The 24,486-nt window shown below is 60.8% G+C and carries 21 protein-coding genes and 1 pseudogene; 11 read left to right on the top strand and 11 right to left on the bottom strand.

The annotated features are described in order from the left end of the window. Window positions 1-152: 152 nt before the first annotated feature. Genes GN234_RS18630 through GN234_RS18610 form a run of 5 tightly spaced genes read right to left on the bottom strand, consistent with a single transcriptional unit; the run spans window position 153 to window position 5,887 of the window. Window positions 153-977 (bottom strand): class I SAM-dependent methyltransferase, encoded by an 825-nt coding sequence (locus GN234_RS18630; RefSeq protein WP_176688887.1) that lies wholly within the window; start codon window positions 975-977, stop codon window positions 153-155. Further along, complete coding sequence (locus tag GN234_RS18625) at window positions 971-2,125, bottom strand: acyltransferase family protein (protein ID WP_116833787.1); 1,155 nt, start codon at window positions 2,123-2,125, stop codon at window positions 971-973. Before GN234_RS18625 ends, GN234_RS18630 begins: the two co-directional genes overlap by 7 nt. Beyond that, a complete protein-coding gene (locus GN234_RS18620; protein ID WP_116833788.1) occupies window positions 2,122-2,994 on the bottom strand; it encodes a class I SAM-dependent methyltransferase in 873 nt (290 codons plus the stop codon). The genes GN234_RS18625 and GN234_RS18620 overlap by 4 nt, the downstream gene beginning before the upstream one ends. Beyond that, the gene (locus GN234_RS18615; RefSeq protein ID WP_116833789.1) at window positions 2,991-4,283 is read right to left on the bottom strand and encodes a glycosyltransferase; all 1,293 of its coding nucleotides are present in this window, start codon (window positions 4,281-4,283) and stop codon (window positions 2,991-2,993) included. Before GN234_RS18615 ends, GN234_RS18620 begins: the two co-directional genes overlap by 4 nt. Further along, window positions 4,277-5,887, bottom strand: a complete 1,611-nt coding sequence (locus GN234_RS18610; RefSeq protein WP_176688886.1) for a glycosyltransferase — start codon at window positions 5,885-5,887, stop codon at window positions 4,277-4,279. The genes GN234_RS18615 and GN234_RS18610 overlap by 7 nt, the downstream gene beginning before the upstream one ends. Before the next feature lie 426 nt (window positions 5,888-6,313). Between GN234_RS18610 and GN234_RS18605 the strand changes: the two genes are divergently transcribed. The 7 genes and pseudogenes from GN234_RS18605 (at window position 6,314) to GN234_RS18575 (ending at window position 13,163) form a co-directional block, all read left to right on the top strand. Continuing rightward, window positions 6,314-7,228: a GDP-mannose 4,6-dehydratase gene (locus tag GN234_RS18605; RefSeq protein WP_176688885.1), complete on the top strand. Its 915-nt coding sequence runs from the start codon at window positions 6,314-6,316 to the stop codon at window positions 7,226-7,228. A 32-nt stretch (window positions 7,229-7,260) separates the two neighbouring features. After that, window positions 7,261-7,494 (top strand): annotated as a pseudogene (locus GN234_RS18600) (cupin domain-containing protein); the annotation flags it as partial. Next, window positions 7,485-8,282, top strand: a complete 798-nt coding sequence (locus tag GN234_RS18595) for an ABC transporter permease (RefSeq protein WP_176688883.1) — start codon at window positions 7,485-7,487, stop codon at window positions 8,280-8,282. The pseudogene GN234_RS18600 and the gene GN234_RS18595, both read left to right, overlap by 10 nt. Beyond that, window positions 8,282-9,547 (top strand): ABC transporter ATP-binding protein, encoded by a 1,266-nt coding sequence (locus tag GN234_RS18590; protein ID WP_109752808.1) that lies wholly within the window; start codon window positions 8,282-8,284, stop codon window positions 9,545-9,547. The genes GN234_RS18595 and GN234_RS18590 overlap by 1 nt, the downstream gene beginning before the upstream one ends. Then, window positions 9,544-10,911 carry a glycosyltransferase family 4 protein gene (locus tag GN234_RS18585; protein ID WP_176688882.1) on the top strand — a complete coding sequence of 456 codons (1,368 nt, stop codon included), beginning with the start codon at window positions 9,544-9,546 and terminating at the stop codon, window positions 10,909-10,911. Before GN234_RS18590 ends, GN234_RS18585 begins: the two co-directional genes overlap by 4 nt. Continuing rightward, on the top strand, window positions 10,902-12,032 hold the full coding sequence (locus GN234_RS18580; protein ID WP_176688881.1) for a glycosyltransferase family 4 protein: 1,131 nt from the start codon (window positions 10,902-10,904) through the stop codon (window positions 12,030-12,032). Before GN234_RS18585 ends, GN234_RS18580 begins: the two co-directional genes overlap by 10 nt. Continuing rightward, window positions 12,033-13,163, top strand: coding sequence for a glycosyltransferase family 4 protein (locus GN234_RS18575; RefSeq protein WP_176688880.1), 1,131 nt, complete (start codon window positions 12,033-12,035; stop codon window positions 13,161-13,163). It begins immediately after the preceding gene. A gap of 197 nt (window positions 13,164-13,360) precedes the next feature. Here GN234_RS18575 and GN234_RS18570 read toward each other — a convergent pair whose 3' ends face one another. Together GN234_RS18570 and GN234_RS18565 are read right to left on the bottom strand one after the other, a co-directional pair. Further along, window positions 13,361-13,987, bottom strand: a complete 627-nt coding sequence (locus tag GN234_RS18570; RefSeq protein WP_163856045.1) for a glutathione S-transferase family protein — start codon at window positions 13,985-13,987, stop codon at window positions 13,361-13,363. Between the two features lie 125 nt (window positions 13,988-14,112). Continuing rightward, window positions 14,113-15,015, bottom strand: a complete 903-nt coding sequence (locus GN234_RS18565) for a LysR family transcriptional regulator (RefSeq protein WP_176688879.1) — start codon at window positions 15,013-15,015, stop codon at window positions 14,113-14,115. A 346-nt stretch (window positions 15,016-15,361) separates the two neighbouring features. Between GN234_RS18565 and GN234_RS18560 the strand changes: the two genes are divergently transcribed. Beyond that, window positions 15,362-17,575 (top strand): LTA synthase family protein, encoded by a 2,214-nt coding sequence (locus tag GN234_RS18560; RefSeq protein ID WP_116833795.1) that lies wholly within the window; start codon window positions 15,362-15,364, stop codon window positions 17,573-17,575. A 62-nt stretch (window positions 17,576-17,637) separates the two neighbouring features. On the opposite strand, the gene nudK is transcribed toward GN234_RS18560, so the two are convergent. After that, a complete protein-coding gene (nudK, locus tag GN234_RS18555) occupies window positions 17,638-18,234 on the bottom strand; it encodes a GDP-mannose pyrophosphatase NudK (protein ID WP_109752815.1) in 597 nt (198 codons plus the stop codon). A 193-nt stretch (window positions 18,235-18,427) separates the two neighbouring features. On the opposite strand from nudK, the gene GN234_RS18550 reads away from it, so the two are divergent. Continuing rightward, the gene (locus GN234_RS18550) at window positions 18,428-20,317 is read left to right on the top strand and encodes a methyl-accepting chemotaxis protein (protein ID WP_109752816.1); all 1,890 of its coding nucleotides are present in this window, start codon (window positions 18,428-18,430) and stop codon (window positions 20,315-20,317) included. Window positions 20,318-20,320: 3 nt separating this feature from the next. Here the strand turns inward: GN234_RS18550 and nadE are convergent, their stop codons facing one another. The 3 genes from nadE to GN234_RS18535 are packed head-to-tail and all read right to left on the bottom strand — an operon-like array spanning window position 20,321 to window position 23,048. Then, complete coding sequence (gene nadE / locus GN234_RS18545; RefSeq protein WP_116833797.1) at window positions 20,321-21,160, bottom strand: ammonia-dependent NAD(+) synthetase; 840 nt, start codon at window positions 21,158-21,160, stop codon at window positions 20,321-20,323. Between the two features lies 1 nt (window position 21,161). Next, window positions 21,162-22,391, bottom strand: coding sequence for a nicotinate phosphoribosyltransferase (gene pncB, locus GN234_RS18540; protein ID WP_163856039.1), 1,230 nt, complete (start codon window positions 22,389-22,391; stop codon window positions 21,162-21,164). A gap of 9 nt (window positions 22,392-22,400) precedes the next feature. After that, a complete protein-coding gene (locus tag GN234_RS18535; protein ID WP_109752819.1) occupies window positions 22,401-23,048 on the bottom strand; it encodes a nicotinamidase in 648 nt (215 codons plus the stop codon). A gap of 182 nt (window positions 23,049-23,230) precedes the next feature. Between GN234_RS18535 and GN234_RS18530 the strand changes: the two genes are divergently transcribed. Both GN234_RS18530 and GN234_RS18525 read left to right on the top strand, forming a co-directional pair. Continuing rightward, a complete protein-coding gene (locus GN234_RS18530; RefSeq protein ID WP_116833800.1) occupies window positions 23,231-23,788 on the top strand; it encodes an adenylyltransferase/cytidyltransferase family protein in 558 nt (185 codons plus the stop codon). Next, window positions 23,778-24,485, top strand: a complete 708-nt coding sequence (locus GN234_RS18525; RefSeq protein ID WP_116833801.1) for an NUDIX hydrolase — start codon at window positions 23,778-23,780, stop codon at window positions 24,483-24,485. Before GN234_RS18530 ends, GN234_RS18525 begins: the two co-directional genes overlap by 11 nt. Window position 24,486 lies beyond the last annotated feature (1 nt).

The raw sequence follows: 24,486 nt of genomic DNA, 5'->3' as shown, positions 1-24,486 counted from the left end.
GGCAGATTACCGCCACCCGCGTCGAAGAGAAACTCTGTGGCGAGGGAGCTTGCTCCCGCTTGGGTGCGCAGCACCCACCAAAAGGGGTCGCTTCGCAACCCAGCGGGAGCAAGCTCCCCTCGCCACAGTAAGCGCCCTTGCCACAATGAGTGTTATGAAAGGCCACCAGGCTTACGCGCAATAATCACCTGACTCTTGGCCACCACCGCGTCCAACGCCTGCTTGATCTGCGCGCCACGGGGCGAGTTCAGCACGGCTTGCCAGGTATCGGCCCAATGATTGAGCAACGGGTGGTCGGCGTTGCTGAAATCCACCTTGGCCTCCCAGAACAACAGCATCCACATCGACCAGTAGAAACCGTATTGGCTGTGGCTCAACACCTCCAGTCCAGCGTCGCTGACCATCGCCTTGAACTGCTCTTCGCTGATGATGCGAATGTGGTTGGGCTTGCGGAAATACTCCGGCGCGGCGATGTCTTTTTGCAGGTCTTCGGAACTGGGGTGCGGCACGCTCAGCAGGTACAGCGCGCCGGGCTGGCCGACCCGTACCAGTTCAGCGAGGAACTGCGCCGGGTCGTCGACATGCTCGATGACTTCGGTGGACACCACCCGGGTGGCCGTGGCGTCGGCAATCGGCAGCGGGTTGCAGTCGGTCACATGACACTCGACTTCGCGTGCAGGTGTGTCGCTCAAGCGCTGGCGAGTGGCTTCGACCTTGGCCGCGTCGATGTCGGCGATGATGATCTTCGCCCCGCGCATCCCACAAAAATGCACGTTGCCGCCATCGCCGCAGCCCACGTCCAGCAGCGTGTCTTCAGGCGTCACCGGGAAGCCGGTGAACAGTTCGCCGGTTTGCTGGTTGAACCAGCCGCTGAGCATCGCATCGTGCAGCCCGAGCATGTACGGATCGACCTTGTCGGCCACCGGCGCGGCGGGCGCGGGCGTGCCCGTGGTGAGTTTCTTCAAAAGGCTCAGCATGACGGAGCTCCAGAGACAGGAAGGACAGTTCGGGCGGCGGACAGGCGTTCAACCAGTTGGGCGCCACGATTGCGCATGGGCATTTCGACCCAGCGGTAGTTGAGTTCGCTCAACAGCCCGATCAGCGACAGGGCGCAAGCCAGGGCCAGCCAGGGGTGGCTTGCCGGGTCCGGCGAACCCAAGGGCGCGAAACGAAACCACAACTCGCGCAGCAGAAAAAATACCGGGATGTGGATCAGGTAGATCCCATAGGAACGACTGCCCACCCAGGTCAGCGCGGTTTTCAATCGGCTGCGGGGCAACAGGTAATCCCGATCGTAAGAGGCCACCCAGACCAGCACGGCGCTGAGCACAGCAATGACCCCGAGCCGGTAGAACGACAAATTGAAGTGCTCGGTCGCGATCCAGGCCATCACGCTGCCCAGGGCCAGTACCAACAACACCCCCAAGGGCGGGCGGCGCAACCATGTGGGCTCGAAGCGCCAATAGCTGGACCGCAGGCTCCAGATCGACAACAACACCCCCAACGCCAAGGCATCGGTACGAATCACCGACAACCACAGCGCCCGCCAGGTGAAAAACTGCACCAGCACCACAGCCAGCAGCACCCACACCAGATAGCGGCGCGAGACGAACACCAGCAGCGGCAGGATCAAATAGAACTGCTCTTCCAACGACAGCGTCCAGTACACGAAGCTCGCGCCGTATTCATACCGCATGAACGCATCGGCAAAACGCAGGTTGGCGAATTGCAGGAAACCGGCCAGGGTCGCCTGCAGGTTGGCCTGCACGCTGCCAAACGCGCCGGAGCGATTCAGGAAGAACACCGCCAACAGCACCAGCAGCAACCAGAGCCAGGCCGATGGCAACAGGCGAAACGCCCGGCGAATCCAGAACTCCCGGGTGACGGCCCAGAATTGCCGAGGGCTGTCGCAGCGACGCAATTGCGGGATCAGGCTGCGACCGATGACGAACCCGGATATCGCGAAGAACAGATCCACGCCCCACCACAGCTGGAAACTCTCGGCCAGGGCTGCCAGACGCGGCCATCCACCAGGAAACGGCATGCCTTGCAGGTGATGGAACAACACGCCGATCACCGCGACGGCGCGCAGCAACTCGATGTCCATGATCCGCTTGCTGCTCATGAAGTACTCCCGGAGAAAGGATCGGGTTTACGCGCGATGATGACCTGGCTCTTGGGCATGAACCGGTCCAGCACCTGCTTGATCGCCAGGCCGTCGGGTTGCGCCAACAAACCCTGCCAGAGGCTCGCCCAGCGCTCCATCAACGCGGGATACGGTGCCTGGATACGGTCGCGCACGGCACCCTCGAGGTCCCGGCCTGCCGCCTGTTCGCTGGCCCAGAAGAAAATCATGCCCATGACCCAGAAAAACCCGCTGGCCTGGCGATGCTCGATCACCAGCCCGGCCTCCTCCACCAGCGCAGCGAATCGTTCGGCGCTGAAAATCTGCACATGGTTGGGCGCTCGAAAGTAGCCCGGCGGTGCGATGCCTTGCTGCAAATGTTCGCCCACCGATGCCGGCACGCTGAGCAAATACTGCGCCCCTGGCCGGCCCATGCGCACCAGTTCGGCCATGAACGGCTCTGGCTCATGGATATGCTCGAGCACCTCCATGCAGACGATCTTGTTCGCGCAGCCATCGGCCAAGGGCAGCGGCAGGCTGTTACTGACCAGGCCCAGGAACGGCGCGACGGCCTGGGTCTCGACCTGGCGGGCCAGGTCACGCACCTTGTCCTGTTCGCTGTCGGTAAAGATCACGGACGCGCCCTGGCGCATCGCAAACAGCGTCGCCACACCTTCGCCGCAACCGACATCCAGCAAGGTATCGGCGGCCGTGATGGCAAAACCCTTGAGCAATTCGCCGGTTTCACTGCGAAACCAGCCATCCAGCATCGCGTCGTAGAGGCCAACATCCCGGGGCGAAACGGCCACCGCCGGCGGTGGTGAAGGCTCCACCGCGGGTCTGAACCCGGCCAGCCATCGCCGGATCATGGCTGCTGCGCGTTCCGGCGCCGCTCAGTCAGGTCTTCGAAAAACGCCCGCAAACGCTGCTCGGCGTTGGCCTGGCTGCAGAACTTCTCCAGGCTGCGCACGGCGTGGGCCGACATGCGGCGATAACGCTCGGGGTCGTTTTTGGCCACGTCATAACTGGCGCGGTAGGCCGAACACAGCGAGTCCCAATCGGTGACATAACGCAGGGTCCGGTACGCCGCACGCGGGTCGTGGGGCCAGGCAGTCAGTTCCTCGGTGGAATCCACCACGAAGGCGTTATCATGGTCGATGTAGTCGGCCATGGCCGTGTTCAGCGGCGCGATCGCCGGACGGCCGCAAGACATGAACTCCATCAACGGCAAGCACTGTCCTTCGCCATAGGAACTGTTGACCACATACCGGGTGGCTTCCACCAGCCGCTCGTAGTCCGCATCCGCCAGGTAGCCATGTATCAGCACGATGCGGCAGCGGTACGACTGGTTCTTGTAGACGTGATGGAGCATGTCGACGAGCGCGGCTGTGACGTCGTGATGCGTCAGCTTGAGCACCAGGGTTGCGTCGGCAACGTCGCGGAACGTCGTGCAAAACGCGCTGATCATGTCCTTCCAGTTCTTGCGCCCGTCGTAAGGGTTGAACACGGAGGTATAGATCACGCCGTCCAGGAGCAACTCGCAATCCTGGGCCGGACCGTCCAGCACCAGCGGCGTACCGGCCTGGTGCGCCGGCGGGCCATAAGGCCGCAGATCCGTGGTGCGGCTGTCGATCAACAGGCCACGCAATTGCAGGCGCATGTGATCCACCGTCGGCCGCTGGGCCAGCATCGCGCCGCGAGCGGCAAAGCGGTCCCATACCGGCGCCGCGATGGCGGCGATGGGGAAGTCCACGCCCATCACCTCACGAACGGACGTGACGGTGAAACTGGAATGGGTAATCGCCATGCCGGTTGCGCCCAAAACCACCCGCCAATCGTGCCGGGGCTCGCCCTGCCAGCTTTCGGTGGGAATGGTGCTGAACTCCCAGGCGAACACTGGAATCGTCGGGCAGGCGTAGTGGGCGGCGGTGCGATGAGGAGGTGAAAACGACAGGAATACGCAATCCTCGCCCCGCCCCAGGCAATCGGCGTACAGCTGATCGACCTCTTCGTCAGGCCGAGTCACTTCGACGACCCGCCCCAACCGCTCCAGCACCGGGCGAAACTCCTTGAGCACGAAGTAATAGCTGTACTCGGGCTTGCCGAGGTTTTCCAGGATGTTGCTCTGGTTGGTTTCCGAATAAATGATGATCAGCATGAGGCGGTACCTGCCTGGACCACCAGCGGCAACCTTTCGTCACAGCCCGGCGCAGCCAGGAAATCCGCCAGGCGCTGCTGTACCGGGGTGAACGCACAATAGCGACGCATCCGCTCGTTCGCGGCAACCGCCATGGCCTGATAGGCCTGCGGTTGGCGCTTGGCCATGGCGTAGCTCTGCTGGTAGGCGAGCTTCAATGAACCCCAGTCAGGCCGATGGCGCAGGGTGCGATACAAGATGCGCGAGTCTTCCGGCCAGATGGTCGGCTCGCGGCTGGACTTGACGATGAAGGCCACCTCGGCGTCGATGTAATCGCGCATCGCCGTGTGGTCCGGTGCGATGACCGGGCGGGCGCAGGACATGAACTCCATCAACGGCAGGCACAGGCCTTCGCAGCGGGACGCATTGACGTAGAAACTCGCGGCGCCATACAGCCGCGCGAATTGTTCGTCTTCCAGGTAACCGTGCATCACCACCACCCGGCAACTGAACGGCGACAGTTGGGACAGCAGCGTCAGCAGCTCGACGTAGTAGGTCGACAGGTCGTTCTGGGTCATTTTCAGCACCAGCGTGGCGTCCTCGACGTCGCGCAGGGCCCAACAAAAGGCGGTGATCAAGTGATGCCAGTTCTTGCGACCGTCATCGGGGTTGAACACGCTGACGTACACCACCCCGCTGACGTCGGTCTCCACCACCTGGCTGGTGTCCGGCAGGATGGCCTGGGGATGTTCCGGTGGCGCGGGCTCGGGAGTGGGCTCCTCGACGAACACCGGCGGCGGGGCCGGCCCTCTCAGGATCCTGCTGATCGCAACGCGTACCGGCACCGGTATCAGGTCGCGGACCGCCTCGCGATACCAGCACAACAGGTTGTGCTTGAACAGCCACACGGGGCCCTGCTCGGTCTTGCCGGTAAAAGCACGGATGACTTCACGCAGGTAATGGCGGGAAACGAATGCCCGCCGCCGCCAAGTCAGGGGCGGCGGCTCGATGATCGGTTCTGGTTCCGGTTCTGGCTCAGGCGTCTCTTCGATGATTGGCGCGATCAAGCCGTCAGCCGACAGCCCGAGCGGCCGGCTGTCGATGATGCAGCCCTTGATCTGCAAGGTCGTTCCCGGGTTGATCGGCAAGCTCGGGTGTTGCTCACGAACCGCCGCGAAACGCTCCCACAGCGGCGTGGGCAATACCAGTACCGGGAAATCCTCGCCCAAGGTCCGACGGATCGCCTCGGCTGTGTGGCTGGACAGGGTAATTACCCGGCCATGACGAGCCAGCGTGCGGCTCCAGTCATGCCGCAGGTCGTCGTCCCAGTGCTCGGCCGGGATCGAATCGAACTCCCAGGCCACCACGCAGACCATCGGGCAAAGCAGGTCGAGCGGCGTCTTGTGCGGAGGGGAAAACGACAGGAACAAGCAGTCCTGCCCAGCCTGCTGCAATGTTTGATAAAGCGGATCGACCTCGGCGACCGACGACACCACATGCACCGGCCCCAGGCTTTCCAGCACGGGACGATAGGCCTTTAGCACGAAGTAATAGCTGTACTCAGGGCGACCGAGGCTCTGGCTGATGGAGTGATCGTTTACGTCCGAGTAAAGAATGAAATTCATGGCATCCCATCATGGCGCCGCCATCCCGGCAGCCCCACTTCATGACGGTCGAGTCACGCATCGAACCGGTCCGGAGGCCGCCGCTCGTCGTTCGTCTTGCTACCCGTCTCGTTCTTGTTTTTTTGTGGTCAGGCCCCCGGGGGGCGATCCGAAGATCGGCGCCAGGGGCAGCGTGACGAGGGGCATTCTAAACACATCCGCCAAGGGTTCGTGAACCGCTTGGCGAGAATAAACCGTCTATAAATATGAGAACTGACCGGTCACGGTTTGCCCTGTTGAAATTGCGACAAAATTGGCACAGATTGGCAACCAAACAACTACAACAAATGCTTCTCTAGGCTGAACGTTAAGTGATTTTTCCCCGATCTTACGGAAATTTCCCACTCAGTTCGCAATAGACGAAGCAACCGTCAAGGGAGCTGGTGCTTGAAAAAACGTCTGTTCGTTACGGGCCTCAGCGGTTTCGTGGGACGTCACATCAAATCTCGACTGAACGGTCATGATTCGGCGTGGCAGGTCATGCCTGTCGCTGCCCGCTACGACCTGACGGATGCCAAGACCCTGGAAGGCCTCTGGCCTGAGGTTCCCGACGCCGTGATCCACCTGGCGGGCCAGACATTTATTCCTGAAGCCTTCCGCGATCCGGCGCGCACTCTGCACATCAATCTGATGGGCACCTTGAACCTGCTCCAAGCCCTCAAGGTCCGGGGTTTCACCGGGACATTCCTATATGTCAGCTCCGGTGATGTCTATGGCCAAGTCAGCGAAGACCGACTGCCGAGTACCGAACTGCAACCGCCCGCCCCGCGCAACCCGTATGCCGTAAGCAAGCTGTCGGCCGAACTGCTGAGCCTGCAATGGGGCATTAGCGAGGGCTGGACAGTGCTGGTGGCCCGCCCGTTCAATCATATCGGTCCCGGCCAGAAGGACAGCTTCGTCATTGCCAGCGCCGCCCAGCAAATCAGCCGGATCAAGCTGGGCCTACAATCGGCCCAACTGCAGATGGGTGATATCGACGTGACGCGCGACTTTCTCGATGTCGACGACGTGATCTCCGCCTATCTGGCCTTGCTGGAAAAAGGTGCCCCAGGGCAGGTCTACAACATCTGCTCGGGCCGCGAGCAGAGCATTCGCAGCATGATCGAACAACTGGGCGATATCGCCCAGGTCGACGTGCAACTGATCCAGGACCCTGCGCGTCTTCGCCGCGCAGAACAGCGCCGCGTCTGTGGCAGCCCTGCCAAGCTGCGACAGGCCACCGGATGGACGCCTGAAACGACAACACAACAATCCTTGCGGGCGATTCTGTCCGACTGGGAGATACGGGTACAACAAGAATGAAAGGTGCGTTGACCACCGGGATCACCGATCACAACGAACATTGGGCGGTGACTGAAGGCATGGCTAAGGTCATCAACAACGGCTCGGGCTCGCACCTGATCACCAAGAATGAATCGACTTTTATCTCCGCAGGCCACAAGCTTTGCTTGAAAAACCCTAGAGTGATCGATCGGGTGATAATCGAAGTGCAAAGTGACAAACACCTGGGGGAAGACGACATCGTTCGCACTGAGGATCACTACTTCAGGGCCAACCCATGTTGCTGAGCTTGCACTACTCGCTGTGGAGTCACCGTGGCTTTATCCTTGGCAGCGTCAAGCGCGAGTTCCAGGCACGCTATCGCAACTCGCTGTTCGGCGCGTTGTGGACGGTGCTCAACCCGTTGTCGATGATCCTCGTCTACACGGTGATTTTTTCCCACATCATGCGTGCCCGTCTGCCCGGGGTGGAAGACGGCATGGCCTACAGCGTCTACCTCTGTGCCGGGCTACTGACCTGGGGTTTGTTCGCGGAAATCACCACCCGCAGCCAGGGCATGTTCCTGGAAAACGCCAACCTGCTGAAGAAAATCAGCTTCCCCCGGATCTGCCTGCCGGTGATCGTACTGTTCAACGCCGGGATCAACTTCGCGATCATCCTCGGGCTGTTTCTCGGTTTCCTGCTGATCACCGGGCGCTGGCCGGGCATGACCTTGCTGGCCTTGGTGCCGTTGCTGGCCCTGCAAGTGCTGTTCGCCGCCGGGCTGGGCATGCTGCTGGGGATCCTCAATGTATTTTTCCGCGATGTCGGGCAGTTGTTCGGCATTTGCCTGCAATTCTGGTTCTGGCTCACGCCGATCGTTTACCCGATGACCATCCTGCCGCCGTCGATCCAGCAACTGCTCGCCTTCAACCCCATGACCGCCCTGATGCAGAGCTATCAGAACCTGTTTCTCTACAACCAGTGGCCGGTCTGGAGCTCGCTGGTGCCGTTGCTGGTGGCCGGCCTGCTGTTATGCACCTTGGGCCTGCGCATGTTTCGCCGACGCGGCGGTGAAATGGTGGATGAACTCTGATGGGACATTTGCGCGTCACCGGCCTGGGCAAAGCCTACAAGCAGTATCCGAACCGCTGGAGCCGGCTGTTCGAATGGCTGATCCCCTTTTCCCGCCCGCGCCATCAACTGCACTGGATCCTGCAAGGTGTGGATTTCGAGATCCAGCCCGGGGAAGCCGTCGGCATCGTCGGGGTCAACGGTGCCGGCAAAAGCACTTTGCTCAAAATGATCACCGGCACCACCCAACCGACCTGCGGCCACATCCAGTTGCAAGGCCGCGTCGCCGCGTTGCTGGAATTGGGCATGGGCTTTCATCCGGACTTCACCGGCCGCCAGAACGCGTTCATGGCCGGTCAGTTGCTGGGCATGCAGGTGGAGGAAATCGAAGCCTTGATGCCCGAGATCGAGGGGTTTGCCGAAATCGGTGAAGCCATCGACCAGCCGGTGCGCACCTATTCCAGCGGCATGCAGATGCGTCTGGCGTTCAGCGTCGCCACCGCCCGGCGCCCGGATATCCTGATCGTCGACGAGGCGCTGTCGGTGGGCGATGCCTATTTCCAGCACAAGAGCTTCGAACGCATCCGCAGCTTCCGCAAGGCCGGCACCACGCTGCTGATCGTGTCTCACGATCGCTCGGCGATCCAGTCGATCTGCGACACCGCCATCCTGCTCGAACACGGGCGCATGGCCATGCGCGGCAAGCCGGAAGAAGTGATGGATTACTACAACGCGATGCTGGCCCAGCGCGAGGGCCAGGTGGTGCGCCAGGAGATGCTCGCCAACGGCCAGGTGCGCACCATTTCCGGCACCGGCGAGGCGGGCATCATCGATGTACAACTGCTCAACAGCCAGGGGCAGTCGGTGGAAGTGGCCGAGATCGGCCAGCCGATGGTGTTGCAAGTGCGGGTTGAAATCCGCCAGGACATTGAGCGGCTGGTGCTGGGCTTCTTGATCAAGGACCGACTTGGCCAGCCCATGTACGGGATCAACACCCATCGCCAGGACAAAGCCGTGACCGACCTCAAGGCCGGCGAACAGATCACCTTCCGCTTCAGTTTCGACATGCGCCTGGGCAAGGGCAATTACTCCGTCGCGCTCAGCCTGTCGCGGCTGGACTCGCACCTGGACCGTAATTTCGAATGGCGCGACTACGGGTTGGTGTTTCACGTCATCAATAATCGCCAGGAGGATTTCGTCGGCTGTTCCTGGCTCCAGGCCGAAACCAGCATCCGGCGTTCGAGCCAGACTGCCGTCGAAGCGGTGCCGCAAAAGGAGTTGCCATGAGCCGTCTGTTGGTGGAATGCACCTATGTCTATGAAAATCCAAAGGCAAACTCCGGGATCCAGAGGGTCGTGCGCAATGTCATCCGCGAGCTGCCCGCCAAGGACCTGGAGCGCGAATGCATTCCCGTCGTGATGCTGCAAGGCAAGCTCTACGAGGTTAAAAGCCTGGCACCACCGCCCAAAAAAGCATGGGACCTGGCCAGCCTGCGCGCACGGCTGGAGCAAACAGCCAATCTGTTCTGGCTCAGGCACCGGACGCTGGAATCGCGGTTCCCCTTCAGCCAGTCGGTCTGGGCTCGCCGCCTGCTATATGCCGGCTGTCGGCTGTTTGTCTTTGGCTGCCTGAGCCTCCCGATTCGTCTGCTCAATCTGCTTCTCAGGCACCGGCAAATCCCGGCGCGCATCGTGCCGCTACAACACCGGGCCGGGGACCAGTTGGTGTTGCTGGACTCCTCCTGGCACGCCGATTTCTTTCCTCTGGCCGAACAGCTCAAGCGTGATGGCGTCGGGATCATCTCGGTGGTCTACGATCTGATTCCCCTGACCCATCCACAATTCTGCGACGCCGGGCTGGTGAGGGTGTTCAACCGTTGGTTCGATTGGATCGCCCGCACCGCCGACGGCTACATCGCCATCTCCACCACCATCCGCGACCAGCTTCGCCAGGAAATGGTCCGGCGCATTGGCGAGCAGCAGGTACAGGAACGCTGGTTCGATTATTTCCACCTGGGCAGCGAACTGGACCAGATTGACCCCACCCACACCGTCGACCCGAATTTGCAGAGGCTGTTTAAGCGCCCCGAGCCGGTGTTCCTGATGGTCAGCACCATCGAACCGCGGAAAAACCACGCTTATCTGCTCGATGCATTCGAGCGTGCCTGGGCCGCCGGTTCCCAGGCACGGCTGTGTATCGTCGGGAAAATCGGCTGGAAGTGCGAGGGCTTGATCGAACGAATCCGGCGTCATCCACAACTCGACAGCCGCCTGTTCATGTTCAACAACCTGGTGGACCAAAGCCTGGAACACGCCTATCGACACTCTACTGCACTGGTGTTCCCATCCTACGTGGAAGGCTTCGGCCTGCCGTTGGTGGAGGCCATGCAACGCGGCTTGCCGGCAATGGGCAGCGACATCGCAGTGTTTCGGGAAATCGGCGGCGAGTTCATGACCTATTTCGATCTCGACGATCCGCAAAGCCTGGCGAACCTGGTCATCGAGATGGAACGTACCGGAGTATTCCCGGCCACTCGTAACCTGGATCAATGGCAATGGCTGAGCTGGCGCCAGGCCAGTGCGCAATTGGTGGAGCGGATCGAGTGCCACATCAGTGAAGTGGTCCCCGACAGGGAAACAGCATGCGGATAGCCCTCAACGCGCGCATTCTCCAGGCACCACGCACCGGCATCGGCCACTACGTAGCCGAGCTGGCGACTGCCTTGACCAGGGAACCGGATGTACAGCTGTCACTGTTCCACGGCTGGGGCTGGAGCCCGCAATTGCCGCAAACAGCCAAGCCTGGTTATTCAAAGCTAAGCCCCTTGCTGCGACGGGTTCCGGGCGCCTATCAGGCACGGCGCTGGCTGGAGCAGAAACGTTTCGATCAAGGCCGTTCAAAGGCCATCGACCTGTATCACGAACCCAGCCTCTGGCCGTTGGATTTCGAAGGGCCGATGGTGATCACCCTCCATGACCTCACGCACCTGCGCTACCCCGAAACACAACCACCGGCACGCCTGAAGGAAATCGAGCGACGGCTCGGTCGCGCGGTGGAACAGGCGCAACTGATCCTGACCGATTCGCAGTTCATCGCCGATGAAGCCCAGCAGCATTTTGGCCTGCCTGCCGAGCGCCTGAGGGTCGCGCCGCTGGGGGTGGCGGCACGTTTCCACCCACGCGAACCGGAAGCGATCGACGCCGTGCTCAAGGCCCATGGCCTGGAGCACCGCCGTTATTTTCTCTGTGTCGGCACCCTGGAACCCCGCAAGAACCTGTCGTTGGCCCTGCGCGCCCATGCCGGGCTCCCGGAATCAGTGCGTCAGACCTTTCCCCTGTTCATCGTAGGAATGAGCGGATGGCAACAGGCACAGCTCAATGATGAGTTGAAATGCGCCCTGGCTGACGGTCATGTTTGCCTGGCGGGTTACCTGCCTGACGAACAGGTCGCCCAGCTATTGGCGGGAGCACGGGCACTGATTTTCCCGTCTTACTACGAAGGCTTTGGCCTACCGGTGCTTGAAGCCATGGCCAGTGGCACACCGGTGATTACCACCCGTCACTCGGCGATGCCCGAGGTGGCGGGACCCGCTGGCAATTACTGCGAGCCGGACAATCCGCAAGGCATGCGCGACGCCATGAGCCGGTTGATGGAAGATCACCCGCACTGGCAAGCGTGTCGCGAGGCGGGGTTGCAACAAGCGGCGCTGTTTTCCTGGGAACGCTGTGCAAAGGTCACCGCCCAAGCGTATCGCCAGGTATTGGGAGGTTGAATGCGAGTCCTGCACTTTTTCAAAACCTATCTGCCCGACTCCATGGGCGGCATCGAACAGGTCATCTTCCAGCTGTGCGACAGCACTGACCGGTTGAATATCGATAACACCGTGTTGACCCTGAGCAGGCAGCCCGCGCCCGAGCCGATCAAGATCCGACAGCATGTCGTCCATCAAGCCCGAATGGACTTCCAACTGGCGTCCACCGGTTTCTCCTACAGCGTTTTCAAGAAATTCCGTGAGCTGGCCGCCGAAGCGGACGTGATCAACTACCACTTCCCCTGGCCATTCATGGACCTGGTGCATTTTTGCAGTGCCATGAAAAAGCCCTACGTCGTGACCTACCATTCGGACATCGTTCGCCAGCGGCACCTGCTCAAGCTTTATCGGCCGCTGATGCGACGCTTCCTGGACGGCGCTGACCGTATCGTCGCCGCCTCACCGAACTATGTTCGTACCAGCGATGTACTCAAGGAATACAGCGCCAAGACCCGGATCATCACCTACGGCCTGAACAAGACCAGTTATCCACAGCCTGACCCCGAGCGCATGGCGGAGTGGAAGGCAAAACTAGGGGAGCGGTTCTTTTTGTTCGTGGGGGTGATGCGTTACTACAAAGGCCTGCACATTCTGCTCGACGCCCTCAAAGGCGTGGATTACCCCGTAGTCATTGTGGGCGCCGGCCCGCTGGAAAAACAACTGCACGCCCAGGCGAAAGCCTTGGGCCTGCGCAACCTGCATTTCCTCGGACGCCTGGGGGATGAAGACAAGGTCGCGCTGCTGGAACTGAGTTATGCCATCGTGTTTCCTTCGCATCTGCGCTCCGAAGCCTTTGGTATCTCCCTGCTCGAAGGCGCGATGTCCGGCAAGCCGATGATCTCCAGCGAAATCGGCACCGGTACCAGCTACATCAATATCCACGACGAAACCGGCCTGGTGGTGCCACCGAGCGATCCCGAGGCGTTCCGCGAAGCGATGCGCACCCTGTGGGAAAACCCGGCACAAGCCCAGGCCATGGGTGCCAGGGCCGAAGCCCGTTACCGGCAGTTGTTCACTTCCGAGGAGATGGGCCACAAGTGGGTGCGACTGTACGAGGAACTGCTGGAGGAAAAGGCGCTTTCCTACGCCTGATCCCCCCAACTGGATCCGTGTTTGTACCGGGACATAGCTCACCCTGTGGCGAGGGAGCTTGCTCCCGCTGGGCTGCGCAGCAGCCCCAAAGCCGACACCGCAGCCATGCCAGGCACACCGCGCGCCCTTTTCAGGGGGTTGCTTCGCAACCCAGCGGGAGCAAGCTCCCTCGCCACACAGCCCCCCCATTCAAATGCTCAGGCCTGCTTTTGCAACCCGGCAATCGTACGCGGCATGCCCACGAACCCGGGCAAGGCTTCGATCCGCGCCAGCCAGGCCCGTACATTGGCATAGTCCTCCAACGACACATTACCTTCCGGTGCATGGGCGATGTAGCTGTAGCCGGCGATGTCCGCGATGGTCACCGTATCACCCGCCAGATAAGCGCGGCTGCTCAATTCCTGATCAATGACTTTCAGCACGTTGTGGGAACGGGCAATCACGTCCTCGGCGTTGTAGGGCGCGCCAAACACCGTGATCAGCCGCGCCGTGGCCGGCCCCGCATGAATCGGCCCGGCCGCCGCCGACAACCAGCGCTGCACCCGGGCGGCGCCGATTGGATCGCTCGGCAACCAACGGCCCTCGCCATATTTGAGCGCCAGGTACACCAGGATCGCATTGGAATCCGCCAATACCACACCGTCATCGTCAATGACCGGGACCTGGCCAAACGCATTGAGCGCCAGGAAATCCGCCTGTTTGTGCGCCCCTTTGGCCAAGTCGACGAAGATCTCCTCGACAGGTAGCCCGAGCAACGAAAGCATCAGTTGAACGCGATGGGAATGGCCGGAAAGCGGGAAGTGATAGTGCTTGATAGGGTTCATGGTCGACTCCGCTGCAAGTGACGCCATCAGCACAACGGCGTCGATGGAGTCATCTTCCGCTCCAGGCAAAAACAAGAGAATCACCCAGAAACGCAATCCATTGTTTCGCCCAAAGAAATAATGCTTCAGCCATTCAAAGCCGGATGTTCGCGCAACGCACTGACGACGAAGTCGACAAAGCTACGGACCCGCGCGGGCGCATTGCGTCCGCCCTGGTACACCACATGGATCGGCAGAGGCGGCAATTCGAAATCGGCCAGGACGATTTCCAGTTCACCAGCGGCCACGTTGCCCGTCACCTGATAAGACAGCACTCGCGTCATCCCCAGTCCCTGGCAGGCGGCGGTGATCGCGGCCTGGTTGGCCGTCACCACCAGCCTAGGCACGGGCCGGACGGCCAACGGTTGGCCCGAGTCGACGAAGGTCCAGCTTTTGACCTGGCCAATGGCCGATGACGCCACCACGGGCATTCGTTCCAAGTCATCCGGATGCCGGGGCCGCCCATGGCGCGCGAAGAAATCAGGGGAGCCGCACACCACCCGCCGCACTTCACCGACACGCACGGCGTGCAGGTTGCTATCCGGCAGTTCGCCAATACGCAGGGCAACGTCGATGCCCTCCTCGGCCAGGCTGACCGTGCGGTCCAATAGCAAGGCGTTGATGCAGACCTCGGGAAACCGCTGCAGGTAATCCACCAGTAACGGCGTGACGAACGACTGACCGAACAGCACCGGTGCGGTAATCGTCAGCTGCCCACGGGGCTGGACGTGGCTACCGGCCGCCGAATCCTCGGCTTCCTGCAAATCGCTCAAGATCCGGCGACAGTCCTCGAGAAAACGCTGGCCAGCTTCGCTCAGGTACACATTGCGCGTGGTGCGCACCAGCAAGGGCGTGCCGATGCGTTGCTCCAACGCCGCCACCGCCCGCGTGACGCTGGCCGCCGACAGCCCCAGGCGCCGCGCCGCCGCCGAAAACCCCGACTCCTGGGCCACGGCAAGGAAAACCTGCATTTCCTGGAACCTGTCCATCCATCCCCCGATGAGAAATCCTGATACAAGTTTTTTACCCGGCCCAAAGCCGCGCTACACGGCCATTGTAGAGACCTGGGCCAGTGAACCACAGCGTAACGCCGCCGGACACTGGGACATTGGCCCGACCGCTGGCGACTGTGCTTGGTACCATCCATTTTTGTGACAGTTTAATGACTGTAAGACCACCCTGTGGGTGAACCCCCTTTGTGGGAGCGAGCCCGCTCGCGATAGCGTCGATCAGCACAAATTCTTATCGACTGACACAACGCTATCGCGAGCAGGCTCGCTCCCACAGGGTCATCGCGTGCTGTTTAATGGATTGGCTTCAACTGGAAGACCTGCTGTGAAAGTTTTTTACCGCCACTTAACCCATCCCCTCGCCTCCCTCATCGCCCTGATTGGCTGCGTATTACTCGTCCCCATGGGCCTGCGCCTGGCCCTGGGCTGGTCCGACCCGCTGGGTTATCTGTCGGACCTGGGCATCGGTGGGCTACTGATCGCGTTGCTTTACCGTCGCCCCTGGTGGCTGGCATTGCCGGTATTGCTGGCCTGGAGTGCGTTGACCCTGGCCAGCATCGAGTTGGTCAGCGCGGTCGGGCGAATGCCCAATCCTTCGGACATTCATTATCTGACCGACCCGCAGTTCGTTGAAAATTCCACCAGCGGCGGCTTCGCTCATCCGTGGCTGGCCGCGCTCCAGTTGGCCGCGCTGGCGTTCTGGCTGGCGATCCAATGGACCCACCGCCCACGCCAGGCGCCACGCTTGCCTCGTCACGCCTGGGCCGTGCCCGTGTTGCTCCTGATGGGCCACGGCGCGTTGCAGTCCTGGCGCCCCAGCGAGGCGGACCAATGGAATGTGTTCAACCTGCCTCACCAACTCGTCACGGCGGGTATCGCCGCCGGGCAGGATCAAGCCCGGCAATGGCTCGACGGCGATACAGTGGACCCAGCCCCGGCCATGGCAGGGCTGACCCGCCTGGACCTCGATGGCAACAGGTTGCTGGCCGAACCGGGGCGTGCACGCAACGTCCTGGTCATCGCCCTGGAGGGCATTCCCGGGGCCTACGTCAGCGCCAACCGTCAGGCCCTGAAAAGCAGCTATCAGGAGAACCTGATGCCGCACCTCAGTGCCTGGGCCGAGCGCGGCATGAACACCCCCGATTACGTCCTGCACAGCCATCAGACCATTCGTGGCTTGTACGCGATGCTGTGTGGCGACTACGACAAACTCGACGACGGTACGCCCAAAGGCGTCGAAATGCTCAACCAGACCCAGCGCAACCAGGCCTGTCTACCGGCCCAGTTGCGCCAGAACGGCTTTTCCACGCATTTCCTCCAGGGCGCGGGCCTGCGGTTCATGGCCAAGGATCGGATCATGCCGCACATCGGCTTCGACACGACCCTGGGCATGGAGTGGTTCACTCGTCCCGCCTACCTGGAATTCCCGTGGGGCAAGGACGACAGGACCTTCTTCGAAGGCGCGCTGGACTACGTCGGGCAACTGCAACAAACGGACAAGCCCTGGATGCTGACCCTGCTGACCGTGGGCACGCACCAGCCCTACTCGGCGCCGGATGAATACCTGCAACGCTACGACACCGCCAAGCAGGCGGCGGTGGGTTATCTGGATGACGCACTGGCGAGCTTCCTGGCGGGCCTGGAACGCCAAGGCATCCTGGAGAACACCCTGGTGGTCATCACCTCGGACGAATCCCACGGCATCGACGACGTACGCCTGGCGTCGTCCTGGGGATTCAACCTGACCCTGGCCCCGGAACCGTTGCCCCGGATCAAGTCAGGGACCTACGGCCACGTCGACCTGACCGCCTCGATCCTCGATTACTTCGGCTTTGCGGTGCCCACGTCGTTGTCCGGCCGCTCGCTGTTCAGGGACTACCCGACGGGCCGGGAGATCATGTCGTTCACCAACGGCAAGCTGCGCTATCACGACGGCAAGGGCACGTTTACCGAGTGCGACTTCCTCCAGCATTGCCGTTACTACACCAGCGAAGGCTTCATCGCCGACCGCGCCACCTACGGCGGGCAATACAGCGGCCAGCGCGCCAGGCTGATTGGAGCCCAGGCCATGGCCTTGGGCCAGACCCTGATGCGCACACCCTTGAACCAGCATTATCAATTCGGCAGCACGGATAAAATCCCGCTGCCGGCCCAGGTCACCAACGATTGGACCGACAACCTGATCGGCGCCCAATACCTGGAAATGCCCAAGGGTTCACAGACCCGCGTCAGCCTGACCATCCGCACCGTGGAGGCTGACCATGCCGCCTACATTTCCCTCAAGGCCAAGGAGTTCGAGAAGGAAGTGCTGATGGACCTGCCCACCGACGTCGCGGTGACACCCGACCAGCCGCTGGTGATGAACATCAGTTTCGACAACCCGCAGCAGCGCAAGGCGTTTTCCTTTCATTTGCTCGGTCATGGCGTCGGCGCCATCGAAATCAGCGACTTCAGCGTCGTGACCGAACTGCCGGAGCAGACGGACCAGCCGCAATACCTGGACGATATGCAGGAAGACAGCGAGGCCCAATCCAGCTGAACAAAAAAACGCGCAGCCCTTGAACACGGCTGCGCTGAGGTCCGCCCACAGAAGGCCTGGGGCTAATCCAGCAACCGATGCAGCTTGGCGTACTGCAACAGCATGATGGTCTTGCCGTCGCAAATCTCTCCGGTCTCGATCATGCCCAGGGCCTGGTCGAGGGACAGCTCCAGCACTTCGATTTCTTCACCTTCTTCTTCCAGGCCACCGCCTTCGTGCTGCTTGTCTTCGTCAAAGTACTCGCCGACGAAAAAATGCAACCGCTCAGTCACCGAACCCGGGCTCATGAAGGCTTCGAACACCTTGCGCACGTCCTGGATGATATAGCCGGTTTCTTCCTGGGTTTCCTTGCGGATACAGGTGTGCGGGTCGTCGTTGTCCAACAGGCCGGCGCAGGTTTCGATCAACAGGTCATCGTGGCCATTGACGAAGGCCGGGAAGCGGAATTGCCGGGTCAGTACCACGGTCTGCTTGGCCTTGCTGTACAGCAGGATGGTGGCGCCGTTGCCACGGTCGTAGGTCTCGCGCGTCAGCTCGCGCCATTGGCCGTTGCGACCGAGGTAGTCATAGGTGGTCTTGCGCAGCACGTACCAATTGTCCGAGAGGACTTCGACGTGCTTGATGCGTACGCGATCTTTGGTGCTGGTTGCCTGTGTCATTTGCCCACTCCGTTCGGGACCCGAGGTCCACTTTGAAAACTCCATTCGCACCTCTTTCATACCCACAAAAAAACTCACGATGACCCATCGTTTTTTCTAGTTCGACAAAATCTGCCCGCTCATTAAATCTTCGACCAGCCCTGAGCCTGCGGGGGTTCCATCCATAAAAAAACAAACCAGACGAGAATTCCTCATGGGCATCAATCTGAAATTCGGGCACAAGATTCTTCTGGGTGCCTGCGTCATCGTGATGGCGGTATTCCTGTCTTTCTCGTTGTTCAACGACCATCGCCAGCAAGCCAGCACCCGCGAAGCACTGCACCGCAACTTACAAGCCACCGGCCAGTTGCTAGGCGCGAACCTCGACAGCTGGCTGGCCGGTCGGATCCTATTGATCGAAGGTGCCGCCCAAACCATCGCCGCCAATCCCACCCCGCAGACCATTGGCGCGATTCTCTCCCAGGACATCATTACAAAGACCTTCATCGCCAGCTACGCCGGCCTTGAAGACAGTCGTTTCTTTATTCATCCCGACCGGGTAATGCCCGACGGGTACGACGTTCGCCAGCGCGCCTGGTACAAAGACGCGGCGCGTACCCTTGAACCGGTGCTGACCGAACCCTACATCGGTGCCGGTATTGATTATCTGATCATGACCCAGGCGGCTCCGATCAAGGTCAATGGCAAGGCCGTCGGTGTGCTGGGTGCGAGCCTGAGCCTGGAGCAGCTCGCGAAAATCATCAATGCCGTGGACCTCAACGGCATAGGCTATGCCTTCCTGGTCAGCGACGACGGCAAGATCCTGGTGCACCCGGACAACACACTGGTGACCAAGACTCTCACACAAGCGTTCCCCGAAGGCCCGCCGAGCATCAACAACGCCTTGAATGAAGTGCAGGAAAACGGCCGAACACGGATTGTCACGTTTACGCCGATCAATGGCCTACCCTCGCTGCACTGGTCCATCGGTCTTTCGGTGGATAAAGACAAAGCCTACGCCGCACTCCACGAATTCCGCACCTCGGCGCTGGTCGCCACATTGATCGCCATGCTGGTCACGGTCGGTTTGCTAGGCCTGTTGATCAACGCCCTGATGCGACCATTGCGCAGCATGGGCTTGGCCATGCAATCCATCGCCGATGGAGAAGGCGACCTGACCCAGCGCCTGCACAGCCTGTCCCGGGATGAGTTCGGCATGATGGCGGGAGGGTTCAATCGCTTCGTCGAACGTATCCAGCAATCGATCCGGGAAGTCCTGGCGTCCAGTATCCAGCTCACCCAATTGGCGGCACAGGTCAGCCAGGCGTCAAACGCCTCCCTGAAAAGCTCTGACACTCAATCGGCCCTGACCCATAACGTCGCCACGGCAATCAATGAGCTTGGGGCCGCGGCCCAGGAAATCGCCCGCAGCGCCGCTCATGCGTCAAGCCGAGCCTCGGATACCCGGGATCAGACCCAGGAAGGCCAGTCTGTGGTGCAGCGCAATATCAGCGCCATGTCGCAGCTCTCGTCGCAAGTGGTCAATACCCGCCGGGACATCGAAAGCCTTAATGAAAAAACGCTGAAGATCGGACGTATCCTCGACGTCATCAAAGGCATCTCCGACCAGACCAACTTGCTGGCCCTTAACGCCGCCATCGAGGCCGCCCGCGCCGGGGATGCCGGACGCGGTTTTGCGGTGGTCTCGGACGAAGTACGTACGCTCGCCCATCGCACCCAACAATCAGCTCAGGAAATCCACAGCATGATCGAGGAGCTGCAAGCAGGTGCTGGCAGCGCCGTGAGCGCCATGCTCGAAAGCCAGCGTCACAGCGACGACAACGTCAGTGCCGCCAAGCTCGCGGGCGAGCGACTCAATCGCGTGCTGCTGGGCATCGGCGAGATCGACGAGATCAACTTGTCCGTCGCCACCGCCACCGAAGAACAGACCTCAGTGGTGGACAATCTGGATCGCGACATCAGCCACATCAATGACCTGAACCAGGAAATGGTCGGCAATTTGCAATCCACCTTGCGGGCCTGCACCGAACTGGAAAACCAGTCGCGCCGCCTGCAACAAATGGTCAACACCTTCAGAATCTGAACATCATTGGAATCGGGTTGGCGGGACCCGTGGCAATGCTCGTTTGTGGGCCGTTTTGAGATAGGCACGTTCGATGATCTGTCGCGCCTGAGGCGGTACCTCTTCACCCATCAGATACGCATCGATTTCCTCGTAGCTGCAGCCATACGCCACTTCATCCAACTTGCCGGGTGCCAGGTCTTCCAAGTCCGCGGTCGGCGCCTTGCGCACCAGGTACGCGGGGGCACCCATCGCGTCGGCCAACCCTCTCACCTGAGTCTTCGTCAGCCCGGACAACGGTGCCAGGTCGCACGCGCCGTCGCCGAACTTGGTGAAAAACCCCATCACCGCCTCTGCCCCATGATCGGTGCCAACCACCAACCCGTTGCTCAGATTGGCAATAGCGTATTGCGCCAGCATCCGTGCCCGGGCCTTGGCGTTGCCTTTGGCAAAGTCGGTGAGCTCGGCCGAAGGCTGCAAGCCATCGATTTCGATACTGCCCATCAGCCCGTCGACACACGCAGCGATGTTGCTGGTGGTGATCGAGTCCGGGCGGATGAAGTCCAGGGAAGCCTGGGCGTCTTGTTCGTCCGCCTGGGCCTTGTACGGCAGCCGGACGGCGATAAATCGCGCCGCGTAGTCTTCACCCCGCAGTTGCTCCACCGCGAGCTGGCATAGACGGCCGGCGGTGAGCGAATCGACGCCGCCACTGATACCCAGGACCAGGGACTTGCAACCCGACTCGCGCAATATCTGCTTTATGAATTCGATGCGGCGGGCAATCTCGGTTGCTTCGTCGCCCCGGGTGAGTTGGCGGTCGATACCCAGTTCCCGGGCAATGCGGTCTTGCGCAAGCGTAGTCATATCAGGCTCCCAACTGTGGATTGATCAGGGCAACGTTGAACACTTGGGCGGCGTACCGCAGAAACGAGGCATCCTCGCAGACGTTCTTGATCGGATCGTCGGAGAACTTCACCACCGGCTCGCCGTGGACCCGCACCAGTTTCATGACGATGCTCAGCGGTTCGACACCGTCAACATCGCAGGCCAGGCTGGTGCCCATGCCAAAACCGAATTTGGCCTTGCCGCGAACATGACGCAGGATCGGCAGGCACTTTTCGAAATTGAGGCCATCGGAGAACATCAGGTCCTTGGTACGTGGATCGATGCCCAGTTCCTGGTAGCGCCCCAGCACCTTGTCAGCCCAGATGATCGGGTCACCGGAATCCTGGCGCAGGCCGTCATAAAGCTTGGCGAAGTACAGGTCGAAATCCTTGAGGAAGAAGTCAGTGCTGATGCAGTCCGTCAGGGCGATACCGAGCCGGCCGCGATACTCGTGCACCCAGTTTTCCAACGCTGCGTTCTGGCTCTCGCGTAACCGCCCCAGTTGCTGGTGCACCATCAACCATTGGTGAGCCATGGTGCCGATCAGGGGCAGATCGAACTCGTAGGCCAAGTGAGCGTTACTGGTGCCGACAAAGACCCCAGGAAAATCGCTGCGCATCACATTCACCACTTCACGCTGGGCCCTGAACGACAGGCGCCGCCGGGTGGAGAAGTCTGAAACGCGAAACTCGGCGAGCTCTTCACGACTGGCATTTTTCTCCAGCCATTCGAACTTCTGGTACAGCTTGCGGGTGACGTCGGCCAACTCGACTTCGGGGTATTTCTCGCGGTTGCGCAGTTCGCTGACCATTGCCAACACCGGTTGCTCGAACATGATGCAGTGCAGCATCGGCCCACGGACGCGGATGTGCAGTTGGCCGTCGACTTCCGAAACATGTATGTAGCGCAAATTGAAGCGAAACAGGCCGAGAAACTGTTCGAAGTCCGGTGTCAGGTACTCACGGAAACGCTTGTTGAACAGAAACCGCTGCTCCCCCTCGCGCAGCTGCAGCCCGGCGAGCTTCTCCAGCTCCACACGAATGTCCGGGATCAGGTGACCGAGCCGCTCTTTGGAACGCACGATGAACTGGTATTCCACCTCGACATTCGGGTGCTGGTGCAAGACCGCCTGCATCATGGTGAAGGTGTAGTAGTCGGTATCCAGAAGGCTCTGGATGACGCCGTTGCTTGAATCGTATGCACTGTCCATGTCAATTCCTTATGCGTTTGCCAGGCGGATGGTTTCTTCGCGAGTCGCGGCAACCGAAATGCCTGCTTGCTGCATGTCGTGAATGGCTTGAAGAGCCCCCTCCTCACTGATGGCCCGGCAGGCCGGAAGGTGAATGATCACCTCGAAGCCGGCGGCGGCCAGTTGCAGCGCGGTGGTCTTGACGCAGAAATCCAGCGCCAGCCCACCGACAATGACCTGCTCCACACCCAGACTTTTGAGGTACTCGATCACCCCGGTGGACAGCTTGCCGTGCAGGTCGTGGTAGCAGGCGCCGTACGGGTGCAAATCCGGCTCGACACCCTTCCAGACGAAATAGTCGTAGTCGTAGGGGGTCGGCAGTTGATCCAGCAAGGCAAAACCTTCGGTGCCAGGAACGCAGTGGCTGACCCAGGTGATGTCGGCGTGCTCGAGCCCGGTGGGCACGAACATTTGCGCGTGATCGGCGACTACCCATGGGGCCAGGGGCGTATGGGCGTCCTTGCTGCCGATACGGAGGCTGGCCAGGGACGCGATGAAATTCAGCTCGCCGCCAATCTGGTCACCGCCCGGCACTGGAAGCTCATCGGGGCATAACGGCGTGAAGCTCTTTTGCGCATCGACATCGAAGGAAGCGGTTTTCCGGGTCAGGCTGTTCATGCTGGGTTTCTCCTCTTCATGGTCACGAGAGTACATAATGTGTACTTTCATAACAAGCCACTCGCAGAAAATATTTTTGCTGATCCTTCTCTAATCAGTGCCTATGGCTCAGCTAAAAGCCGATTTTCACCAGAAAGATTTTACTGATAGAGTACATGTCATGTACCAATAGAGGATAAGCCATGTTCGAGATAGCCCTTTATGGCGGTGCCTTCAACCCTCCTCACGCCGGTCACGCCCAGGTGATGATCGAGGCCTCATGCCAGGCCAGACGCGTGCTGGTGGTCCCCAGCTTGCGGCATCCCTACGGCAAGCAAATGGTTGACTATGAGGTGCGCCTGAGCTGGCTGGAATCGATCGTCGAGAAGGTTCAGCCGCTGTGCCGCGCCGAAGTGCGGGCAAGCCGGGTGGAACAGGTCGTGGCCCGTGGCGTTGAAGGCGCAATCTACAGCTACACCCTGCTCGCCCACCTCGCCGACAGCCTGGCCCTGGACGGCAAGCGGATCGCGTTGGTGGTGGGTCGGGATGTCGCGGATCAGCTGCCGACCTTCTATCGCGGCCAGGAATTGCTGGAGCGTTTTTCCATCCTTTGCGTGGAGGAAAAGATCCACGTGCGCAGCACAGGGGTTCGCGAACGACTGGCCTTGGGCAAGCCGCTTCCCATCGACTGGATGGCACCCGGCATGAACCCGTTAAACTATGACCTTTACGCTACCCACGGAAATCGACATGCCCACTAACACAGCCCCCGCGCGCGATTATCTGCACACCATCGACCTCTGTGTGCTGCGCTTCTGCCGGGAGACCCAGGCGCTGGAAATCCTCCTGAACCGACGGGAAGCCGAGCCGTTCACCGGTCATTGGGCCCTGCCCGGGATCGTGGTCAATGGTGGTGTCGAAGACCTCACACTGAACGACGCCGTGGAGCGCCTGCGTCATTCAAACAAGGTCGGCATGCCGCTGGCCTGGATCGAACAGGTGGGCACCGTCGGCGACGCATTCCGCGATCCACGCTGCTGGTCGTCCTCGACGTTCTACCTGGCGATTGTCAGCGATGCGGTCCAGCTCGCCGAACACCAGGGATTTTTCCCCCTCAAGGACGTCGCTGACGCCTCGATCAAACTTCCTTTCGATCACAACAGCCTGGTGGCGGCTGTCCAGGAGCGGTTGTTGTCCAAGGCCCTCTACAGCAGCCTGCCACTGATGTTCCTGGGTCCGGAATTCAGCGCGCCGGAAGCGGTGAATATTTTCTCCGTGGTGCTCGACCGCCCGGTGCTCAAGACCAGCATGCGCCAGCGTTTGCTGAAGATGACCGAGGCCGGTTACCTGCAGGAAACCGGTCGCAAGAAAAGCGGCGAAGGCGGCCGCCCGCAACGCACGGTAGAAAATCTCAGACCGGGTAGCGTATATCTGTTTGATCGGTGTTTTCTGGAGTAGC

The sequence above is a fragment of the Pseudomonas bijieensis genome, assembly GCF_013347965.1.
Classification (GTDB): Bacteria; Pseudomonadota; Gammaproteobacteria; order Pseudomonadales; family Pseudomonadaceae; genus Aquipseudomonas; species Aquipseudomonas bijieensis.
The sequence above is the reverse complement of the archived record's forward strand: the minus strand, read 5'-3'. Positions and strand labels throughout refer to the sequence as shown.

Excerpts from the sequence above, each read along its gene's own strand:
- GN234_RS18630 (WP_176688887.1), bottom strand. The coding sequence starts at position 977 with ATGCTGAGCCTTTTGAAGAAACTCACCACGGGCACGCCCGCGCCCGCC.
- GN234_RS18625 (WP_116833787.1), bottom strand. The coding sequence starts at position 2,125 with ATGAGCAGCAAGCGGATCATGGACATCGAGTTGCTGCGCGCCGTCGCG.
- GN234_RS18620 (WP_116833788.1), bottom strand. The coding sequence starts at position 2,994 with ATGATCCGGCGATGGCTGGCCGGGTTCAGACCCGCGGTGGAGCCTTCA.
- GN234_RS18615 (WP_116833789.1), bottom strand. The coding sequence starts at position 4,283 with ATGCTGATCATCATTTATTCGGAAACCAACCAGAGCAACATCCTGGAA.
- GN234_RS18610 (WP_176688886.1), bottom strand. The coding sequence starts at position 5,887 with ATGAATTTCATTCTTTACTCGGACGTAAACGATCACTCCATCAGCCAG.
- GN234_RS18595 (WP_176688883.1), top strand. The coding sequence starts at position 7,485 with ATGTTGCTGAGCTTGCACTACTCGCTGTGGAGTCACCGTGGCTTTATC.
- GN234_RS18590 (WP_109752808.1), top strand. The coding sequence starts at position 8,282 with ATGGGACATTTGCGCGTCACCGGCCTGGGCAAAGCCTACAAGCAGTAT.
- GN234_RS18585 (WP_176688882.1), top strand. The coding sequence starts at position 9,544 with ATGAGCCGTCTGTTGGTGGAATGCACCTATGTCTATGAAAATCCAAAG.
- GN234_RS18580 (WP_176688881.1), top strand. The coding sequence starts at position 10,902 with ATGCGGATAGCCCTCAACGCGCGCATTCTCCAGGCACCACGCACCGGC.
- GN234_RS18575 (WP_176688880.1), top strand. The coding sequence starts at position 12,033 with ATGCGAGTCCTGCACTTTTTCAAAACCTATCTGCCCGACTCCATGGGC.
- GN234_RS18570 (WP_163856045.1), bottom strand. The coding sequence starts at position 13,987 with ATGAACCCTATCAAGCACTATCACTTCCCGCTTTCCGGCCATTCCCAT.
- GN234_RS18565 (WP_176688879.1), bottom strand. The coding sequence starts at position 15,015 with ATGGACAGGTTCCAGGAAATGCAGGTTTTCCTTGCCGTGGCCCAGGAG.
- nudK (WP_109752815.1), bottom strand. The coding sequence starts at position 18,234 with ATGACACAGGCAACCAGCACCAAAGATCGCGTACGCATCAAGCACGTC.
- GN234_RS18550 (WP_109752816.1), top strand. The coding sequence starts at position 18,428 with ATGGGCATCAATCTGAAATTCGGGCACAAGATTCTTCTGGGTGCCTGC.
- nadE (WP_116833797.1), bottom strand. The coding sequence starts at position 21,160 with ATGACTACGCTTGCGCAAGACCGCATTGCCCGGGAACTGGGTATCGAC.
- pncB (WP_163856039.1), bottom strand. The coding sequence starts at position 22,391 with ATGGACAGTGCATACGATTCAAGCAACGGCGTCATCCAGAGCCTTCTG.
- GN234_RS18535 (WP_109752819.1), bottom strand. The coding sequence starts at position 23,048 with ATGAACAGCCTGACCCGGAAAACCGCTTCCTTCGATGTCGATGCGCAA.
- GN234_RS18530 (WP_116833800.1), top strand. The coding sequence starts at position 23,231 with ATGTTCGAGATAGCCCTTTATGGCGGTGCCTTCAACCCTCCTCACGCC.
- GN234_RS18525 (WP_116833801.1), top strand. The coding sequence starts at position 23,778 with ATGCCCACTAACACAGCCCCCGCGCGCGATTATCTGCACACCATCGAC.